This is a genomic window from Belnapia moabensis DSM 16746, from assembly GCF_000745835.1.
Lineage (GTDB): Bacteria > Pseudomonadota > Alphaproteobacteria > Acetobacterales > Acetobacteraceae > Belnapia > Belnapia moabensis.
In genome coordinates this window covers 1-7,961 of sequence record NZ_JQKB01000142.1, presented here as the reverse complement: position 1 = coordinate 7,961, position 7,961 = coordinate 1, and the positions used below count along the sequence as shown (strand labels likewise).

Here is a 7,961-nt window from a genome sequence, read left to right as displayed (position 1 = left end):
AAAGAGACCCCCTCGCCGTGGAGCTCGTCGCCGAGAGCACCGCCGCGGATAAGGTCATCGCCGCCGAGCCCGGACAGCGCGTTGCGCTTGTCCGGTGCGCCGAGGAAGATGTCCGCTTCTGGCGTGCCGTTGGCGAGGACGAAGTGGCCGGAGCCCTGCGCCGCCGTGGCGGCGGGGTCGGTGAGGTCGATGAGCATGCCGGGTGCGGTTCCTCGCGAACGATCCTACAGGTAGAAGATCGTACACGAGAAATGGCGTAGAAATGCCATAATGCAGAAAGGCGGCTTCATCGCGCAGCTCGCGGAAGGCCGCACTTGCGGGTGAAGGTCTCTTTGGCTGAAAGCTCTGATGTGGGAAGGCGTAGGCCGCTCCGTCGACCATGCCACCCAGTTGCTCGATCACGTCCTGGTACATGGCACCGTCGGACAGTAGAGCCGGTATGAGGACCATAGGCACAGGCATTCCAGCCACAACATGTGCTCCCGAGTTAGGTCCGTAGTGCGGACGGTTGTCGCTGCCAGTTCAGGCGGCCTCGACCTCGACTACAAGCTGCACACGCGGGCGGCGGAAGGCCGGTACAACACCTCGCACAAACACCGCAGCGGAAGCTCCGGCGTCCAGAAGCCCGGTGATCTCGTCGGCATCTTCTGGTGGCAGGTAACCGAGCATGCTGCCGTCCTGAGCGCGGACCTCGAGGCGGCTTGGCGCTTTGCTGCGGGCGGCAGCGGAGGCGGTCTGCTGACCGCTGCGCTGAAGCTCGAGCCGAACGCCGGCTTGCAGCCAAGGCGTTGACGATAGTCCCTGGTCCAGGCCAGTGGCGCCAAGAAGATAGGTGTCGATCATGGATGCTATGCTCCGGCCGCGGATGGGCGCTCCCGCCCACAAGCGACACCGCTGGTGGAAAGTAATCTGGTTGAGGCGATCTGGTCGCCGGCACTCCAGAAGCTCAACAGGTCATTCCAGAGCTTGCTGCTGCAGGTAGAGGTGGGAGCGATCTGGGCTGCTGTTCCAAGCAAAGCGGGATTGTTCTTGTTCATTAAACGGGACGTTCCTCGAATGCTTTGCGGTGCAGCCCTGGAGTTCCAGCTCCTCTTAATCGCTCCCACGGCCGTGAGTTACACTGCGCATTGTTCAATATGAAATACACGAACAAGTGATCAGCTTATAAAAATGTGCATGAAACTAAATCGACTGAATGGATGCTCGCACGAAAGGGAGCTTGGCAGCACTACGGACGCAACTCGGGCCTGAAGCTCCTGTTGTCTCGGCTGCGGATTTGCGGAATCCACCACTTATGGTTGTCCCCCACGCCCGGAACACCCTTCCCGACCCTCTGCGGTCCATGGGTACGTCTCTTCATGCGCAAGCAGAGGCCGTTGCGGCACTGCATTTGACGGGGCTGAGGCGTCAGTTCGAGGCTATCAGAGACATTTTTGGACAGGATCCACCACACCGCTCGCGCGAGGGTCTCTGGGTCGCCCTTGAGGTGTTGCTCGCCCATTTGCGAGGTGAGCAGATTGCGCAGCGAGATCTGGTTGTACGAGCCAATGGCTTGCTCAGCGCGCCGACGTTGTCACGGGTCGTTATCGCGCTGGAGCGCCAGGGTCTGGTTACCTCTGAGCTGGCGCCAGGGCATGCCCGTTTGAAGGTACTGCACCCTACCAAACGAGCCCTCGACATCCTGACCGCTCGCGCCGAGGAGGCTTTTGACGATTTCGCCAAAATCATGGTCTCGCTCGATGAGCGCTTGGCCAACATAACGGAGAAGTCGATAGAGGACGGGCACCCGCTGTAGGCGGCTTGGATACTATCCTAACGCCACAAGATTGTAGGCCAAGCCTCCCGTTATCCTCGTGTGATGATGAGGTCTCCCTCCGGGTCGAGGCCCTTCGCTGAGAAGTCCTGCTCAAGCGGGTTGGGCGCGGCCGGCCAGACACTGTGGCCGTCAGTGATCCGCTTGTAGCATTGTCGCTGCTGGACACAGGGCGTGTTCTCCTCGTTCACCGCGACGCCCACAGGTTCACCTGGTCTATCGCCAGGAGCCGATCTGCCTCCGCCCTGAGCGACTGCTCCACGAGCTTCCGCCTCCCCGGCGCGTTGTGGCTGGACCACCAGGGCGGGGCGCGTGGCCATGCCAGCCGGATCAAAGCGGGACAAGGAAACGCAAACGGAGGCCGAGGAGCCGTCGCACAAGCCGTCGAGAGGCGCTGCCGCCGAATGGCTTAGGGCAGAGGAGGATGCGTTCGACCTGTGGCTTCGCCAAAGTCTGCATGAGGCCTTTGACACCACGGTTGCGGAACCGATCCCTGAGGACATCCTGCGGCTTATCGAGGAGGATCGCGCCGAGCGCGAGCGTCTCAGGAGCAGTCGCAAGGCAGAGCCGGACAAATGAGGTGCCGATGCAGGGGCCTGGCCTATCCTTCGCGCGGATCCGCCCCAACGACGCCACCGGCCTTTGCTGCGGGCAGCCAAAGTGTGACCGTGGTCCCTACCCCCGGCCTGCCCTCCCGCACCAGTCCGCCCCCAACCTGCTCGGCGAAGGTCCGGGCGAACGCCAGTTCGAACTCCGCGCCGGGATCCAACGCCCCAAGTAGCGAAGCCCCGCCGCCCAAGCCCGTGCCGGTGTCAGCTATGGAGACCCGGACGTGACGGCCTGGCCGCAGCGCCGCTTGGTGCTCTGCTCCCGAGGTGATCTCCTCAAGCGCTGCCCGAAGCGTGAGGGTGCCGCCTTCCGGCATGGCGTCGCGTGCCGCGGCGGCCAGGCCCAGCAGCACTGACTTCAGTTCCTCGGGGTCAGCCAGGACTAGCGGCAGCCCCGGGGCCACATCCACTTCGACCCGAAGTGGAACGTCCAGGCCGCTTGTAGTCACACGTGCCAAGCGCTGCAGCAATGGCGCCACCTCGACCGCCTCAGGCCGGAGCTCGCCGCGCGGAGCAAAAGCCGTGAGGCGCTGAGCCAGCGCGCCGCCGCGCCGGGCTACGTCGTTGACCAAGCCAAGGATGGATTGCGCCGTCGCCGGGTCATGCGCGAGGCGCTCGCCGGCCAGGCGCACCCCGCTTTGGACCGCCTGCATGACACCGGCGAGGTCGTGCCCCACACCGTCTGCGAGCCGGCGCAGCGCTTCAAGCCGGCGCACTCGCGCCTTCGTCGCTTGGTGCTCCGCCGCCTCACGGCAGTTGCGCTCGGCCATCTCCACCACCAGCCGGCGAAGAGTTATCTCGCTCATGGTCACCGCGGCGAGATCGCGCAGCGCCGCGGCATCGCTAGATGTCCAAGCACGTGGCTCGGTATGGATGGCGCATAGGGCTCCAAGTGCGTGGCCATCTGCCGTTATGAGCGGCATGCCGAGATAAGCGACGACGCCAAGCTCGGAGATAGCGAGGTTGCCGGATAGCAGCGGATGGTGGCCCGCGTCCTGGACCAGGAGCGGCTTCCCAGCAGCCACAACATGCTGGCAGAAGGAGTGCAGCAGCGAGGTTTCGCGCCGGAGCAGCCAGGGTTGCGGCAGGCCCACAGCGCTCTTGAAGAACTGGCGGTCGGCCTCGACCAGCGACACCAGCGCCGCCGGCACGCCGAGCAGCCGGCAGACCATCCGGGTCAGGCGGTCGAAGGTCTCCTCGGGCGCGGTGTCCAGCAGGCCGGTTCGCCGCAGTGCCATGAGGCGGTCCTCGTCCCGCAGCGCCCTGCTTAGCAGCGTTTCATCGGACATCGATGGCCTCCTTGCTCGGCGGGCACGTACCCGTGTCCGTCTGCTCTGCGGGTGGCTATGAAACAGCCTCTACCCTCGAAGCTATGCTGTCCATCCAACTCGGCGGTAACACGCGGACCAAACCGGGTAGGCGCCGCACCGACGGAACTGCGGCGATCCCCGCAATAGGTGTCGGAGGGGCGGCGAGCTACCCCTCCACTGCTTTCTCGACCGGTTGAAGCTGATCGGGCGGGGACGAGAATAAAGGGTCGCTCATCCAATCAGCTTACGCCACGAGGAGAGCCGCAACCCTTTCCATTCGCTCTCGGCTGCTGCTGCCCATACAGCAGCGTCGGCTGACATGCGGTAATCCCCGCGTACCACAGGCAATGGAGCGCGACGGAGCCGCTGGCGATGTGCGGGGGGGCGGTGATGGCGGGCCTGGGCGGTGCTGGCGGAGCGTCGGAGACGCGCTGTTGCTTGCTCGGTCCCCGAGAGGGGAAGAGTAACGCTGCCAAGTATTCTTAACTTAGGTTACTGCCGCACCAGCAGATAAACAGTAGGGTCGCGTTATTACCTGCTGCGGCCCCCGGCGTAGGTGACAGAGAGAGGCCAGCGCTCCCGCCGACACCCCGTCGCAGGAGCCCTCCATGGCCCTCTCCGCCACACCCACATCCCGCAATCGCCTGCTCGCAGCCCTGCCGTCTGGCGTTCTGGCCGAGCTGTGGCCGCAGCTTCAATCCGTCGAGCTTCCCTTTCGCCACGTCCTGCAGGCGCCGGGCAAGCCCATCGAGGCCGTCTACTTCCCCGAGACCGGCTGGGCCTCCATGCTGGCCTATATGGAGGATGGCGACGCTGCCGAGGTCGGGCTGATCGGCCGCGAGGGTTTCATCGGGCTCCCCGTCCTGCTCGGGGCTGACCACGACGACATCGAGGCCATGGTGCAAGGCCCCGGCACCGCCCTGCGGATGGACGCGCGGGCGTTCCGCCAGGAACTGCAACGCCTCCCCGCCCTGCACGACCTCTTGCTCCGCTACGCCCTGGTCCATCACGGGCAGGTGGCGCGGACCGCGGCCTGCAACGGGCGGCACCACACCGACCAGCGCCTCGCGCGCTGGCTGCTGATGGGGCACGACCGGGCCGAGGGAGACGAGTACCCGATGACCCACGAGTTCCTGTCGATGATGCTCGGGGTGCGCCGTGCCGGGGTCACTGTCTCAGCGGGTGCCCTGCAGAAGGCCGGTCACATCCAATATGGACGGGGGCGTATCACGATTACCGATCGGCCCGGCCTCGAGAGCGTCGCCTGCGAGTGCTATGGCATGGTCCGCCGCGCCCACGACAGCCTGTTCGGGTTGTCAGAGGGGACGAGGGACGTTTACCGCCCCTGAGCCTGCGCCACAGGAGGTCCCGGGTACTAAGCGTCAGGCTGCATCCACTAAGACCAGCGCCAGTCACAAGGCCGGTCACATCCAATATGGACGGGGGCGTATCACGATTACCGATCGGCCCGGCCTCGAGAGCGTCGCCTGCGAGTGCTATGGTATGGTCCGCCGCGCCCAAGACAGACTGTTCGGGTTGGCAGAGGGGTCGAGGGACGTTTACCGCCCCTGAGCCTGCGCCACAGAAGGTCCCGGGTACTAATGAGTCCGCCCTGAACAACTCCCAACCCACTGATCTGCCTGGGAGGTTCGCCGGTTTGGACGCTGTGGAATTGCAAGGTTTGATTGGAATGGGGCGCTAATCCTGCGATTCTTGCGGGCATGAAGCATCGCCCGCGCCCGCCGGAACAGGCTGACCTTCTACGGCCGCGCCTCGTCGACATCATCGACGGGCAGCATGAGCTGGTTCGACTGGCGGCGCTGATCGACTGGGACTGGTTCGAGCGGGAGTGGGCCGGCTTCTTCCCTGGCTCTGAGGGCCGGCCTGCTATCAATCCGCGGCTGGTGGCTGGGTTGATGTACCTGCAGCACACCTACGGCCTCTCCGATGAGGCGGTGCTCGCCCGCTGGGTCGAGAACCCGTACTTCCAGCACTTCACCGGCGAGACCTTCTTCCAGCACCGCCTGCCTATTCACCCGTCCTCGCTCAGCCGTTGGCGTGGGCGCATCGGCGAGGAGGGTGTGGAGTGGCTGCTGACCAAGACGATCGAGGCAGGCCGTGCCTGCGGTGCCGTGACGCCGCGCAGCCTGGCTGAGATCGCGGTGGACACCACGGTGATGGAGAAGGCCATCGCGCATCCGACTGACAGCAGACTTTACGAGAGGGCGCGCCGCTCCCTGGTGACCTTGGCGCAGAAAGCCGGGATCGCCTTGCGGCAGAACTACAACCGCCTGGCTCCGCGCCTGGCGGCGCAGGCAGGGCGGCATGCCCATGCCCGGCAGTTCCGCCGCATGCGCAAGGTACTGCGCACGCTCAAGGGCTACACGGGGCGTGTCCTGCGTGACATCGGCCGCAAGCTCGGCGCCGTACCCGAAGGGGAGATGCGGACGCGGATCGAGCAACGCATGGCGCTCGTCACCCGCCTGCTGCGGCAGACACCCAAGAGCGCGGGTAAGATTTACGCCCTGCATGAGCCGGAGGTGGACTGCATCTCCAAGGGCAAGGCGCGGGTGCGCTACGAGTTCGGAACCAAAGTCAGCATCGCCACCACGCTCACCGGGGGCTTTGTCGTCGGCATGCGCTCCATGCCCGGCAATCCCTACGACGGCCACACCCTCGCGGACACCCTCCAGCAGGTCGAGACCCTGACCGATCATCGTCCCAGCCTTGCCGTGGTCGACCGTGGCTACCGCGGCCATGGCGTGCAGAGCACAACGGTGCTCATCAGCGGTACACGGCGCGGCCTCACGCCCCGTCTAGCCAGACTCCTGCGGCGACGCAGCGCCATCGAGCCTGAGATCGGCCACATGAAGACCGACGGTCGCCTCGCCCGATGCGTCCTCAAGGGCACGATCGGTGACGCCCTCTACGCTGTCCTCTGCGGCTGCGGGCACAACATCCGCAAGATCCTCGCCTACCTCAGCGCTCTTTTGCTCGCTCTCCTCGCCAGCCTCATCAACCCAATCGACCAGGCAGACCGTCATCCAGCTGCAGTCCCAGCAGCCTGAACGAGTTATTCAAGGCCGACTAATGAGAGCTGTGCGCGGATGTGTTTGGACGCGCTACGCTCTGGCTGATTCGCTTGTCCTGCAGGCGACGGAGGTCGGCATGGCGCGGCGTCGGATCGGTCAGGAAGACTTCATCACGCGGCCGGAGCCGCGCTCTGGCGCATCGCTGATGGAGTTAGCGGAACTCATCGACTGGCCTGAGATCGATCGTACCTTGGCTGGCATCTCAGCGGCGACGAAGGGCGAGGCGGGTTGGCCGCCAGTGGCCCTGTTCCGAGCCCTGCTGCTGGCCACCTGGCACGACCTGTCGGACGTGAGGCTCGCCGAGGCACTGGACGACCGCGCCAGTTTCCGCCGCTTCTGCGGCTTCGCCGCCCACGAGCCGACGCCCGAGCGCACCTCCTTCGTCCGCTTCCGGCGCGAGTTGGCTCGGCGTGGGCTGGATCGAGTGCTGTTCCAAGCCGTCACCGGCCAGCTCGAGGCCAAGGGCGTGATGGTGCGCACCGGCACTCTGGTGGACGCGACGCTCATTCCGTCCGCCAGCATCAGGCAGGACGGCGAGGCCAAGTGGGCCGGGCACCGCCGGCGCAAGCCGGTACACGGCTACAAGGCGCACGTGGCGACCGACGAAGGTGCCGGCTTGGTGCGTGGTGTCGAGGTCACGACGGCCAACGTGCACGACGCAGCCGAGTTGGCGGCGGTGCTGCCACCGGAGCCGGGCAACGTCTATGGCGATAGCGCCTTCACCGGTGGGTCGGCGGAGCGGCTGATCATCAGCCACCGCGGCCGGCCGCGCACGGTGTGGACCGGCATCTGGGGCCGCGGCCCGGACGCGCTCGCGCGGCTCGAAGCGAACAACGCGGCGGTCCGGCGGGTCCGCTGCCGCATCGAGAAGGTGTTCGGTACCTGGAAGCGCAGTTATGGCCTGCGGCGGATGCGCTGGCTCGGGCTTGCCAAGGCAGGTCTGCAGGTGCGGCTTGCTGCCATAGCCTACAATCTCCGGCGCACCGTTACCCTGCTGCACGCTGCGGCAGCCTGACATGGGACGAGTCTGTCCGCGTCGCCCCCAGCCTACCGAGGTGGGCCAAAACCGACGCGCATCAGGGTGCCCGAGACGCCCCGAAGCCCACACCGCAAAGATCTGCGCCCTTTCTGCGCACCC

Annotated in this window: 8 protein-coding genes; 5 read left to right on the top strand and 3 right to left on the bottom strand. The window is 65.7% G+C overall.

Features of this window, described 5'->3' with window-relative positions:
- Together EP26_RS28505 and EP26_RS35725 are read right to left on the bottom strand one after the other, a co-directional pair.
- Positions 1-197: hypothetical protein (locus EP26_RS28505; protein WP_043344378.1), on the bottom strand; the 197-nt coding region annotated here is incomplete at its 3' end.
- A 325-nt stretch (positions 198-522) separates the two neighbouring features.
- Positions 523-843 (bottom strand): hypothetical protein, encoded by a 321-nt coding sequence (locus tag EP26_RS35725; protein ID WP_157033894.1) that lies wholly within the window; start codon positions 841-843, stop codon positions 523-525.
- A gap of 499 nt (positions 844-1,342) precedes the next feature.
- Here EP26_RS35725 and EP26_RS28495 point away from each other — a divergent pair, with 499 nt between their 5' ends.
- Positions 1,343-1,795 (top strand): helix-turn-helix domain-containing protein, encoded by a 453-nt coding sequence (locus EP26_RS28495; protein ID WP_157033893.1) that lies wholly within the window; start codon positions 1,343-1,345, stop codon positions 1,793-1,795.
- A 330-nt stretch (positions 1,796-2,125) separates the two neighbouring features.
- Positions 2,126-2,392 (top strand): PX domain-containing protein, encoded by a 267-nt coding sequence (locus EP26_RS28490; RefSeq protein ID WP_157033892.1) that lies wholly within the window; start codon positions 2,126-2,128, stop codon positions 2,390-2,392.
- A 22-nt stretch (positions 2,393-2,414) separates the two neighbouring features.
- Here the strand turns inward: EP26_RS28490 and EP26_RS32645 are convergent, their stop codons facing one another.
- Positions 2,415-3,710: a GAF domain-containing protein gene (locus tag EP26_RS32645; protein ID WP_052389807.1), complete on the bottom strand. Its 1,296-nt coding sequence runs from the start codon at positions 3,708-3,710 to the stop codon at positions 2,415-2,417.
- 629 nt (positions 3,711-4,339) lie between these two features.
- Here EP26_RS32645 and EP26_RS28480 point away from each other — a divergent pair.
- The 3 genes from EP26_RS28480 (at position 4,340) to EP26_RS28470 (ending at position 7,838) form a co-directional block, all read left to right on the top strand.
- On the top strand, positions 4,340-5,080 hold the full coding sequence (locus EP26_RS28480) for a Crp/Fnr family transcriptional regulator (RefSeq protein ID WP_043344372.1): 741 nt from the start codon (positions 4,340-4,342) through the stop codon (positions 5,078-5,080).
- A 372-nt stretch (positions 5,081-5,452) separates the two neighbouring features.
- Positions 5,453-6,799 carry an IS5 family transposase gene (locus EP26_RS28475; RefSeq protein WP_052389806.1) on the top strand — a complete coding sequence of 449 codons (1,347 nt, stop codon included), beginning with the start codon at positions 5,453-5,455 and terminating at the stop codon, positions 6,797-6,799.
- Positions 6,800-6,899: 100 nt separating this feature from the next.
- Positions 6,900-7,838: an IS5 family transposase gene (locus EP26_RS28470; protein ID WP_043342138.1), complete on the top strand. Its 939-nt coding sequence runs from the start codon at positions 6,900-6,902 to the stop codon at positions 7,836-7,838.
- Positions 7,839-7,961: the final 123 nt, after the last annotated feature.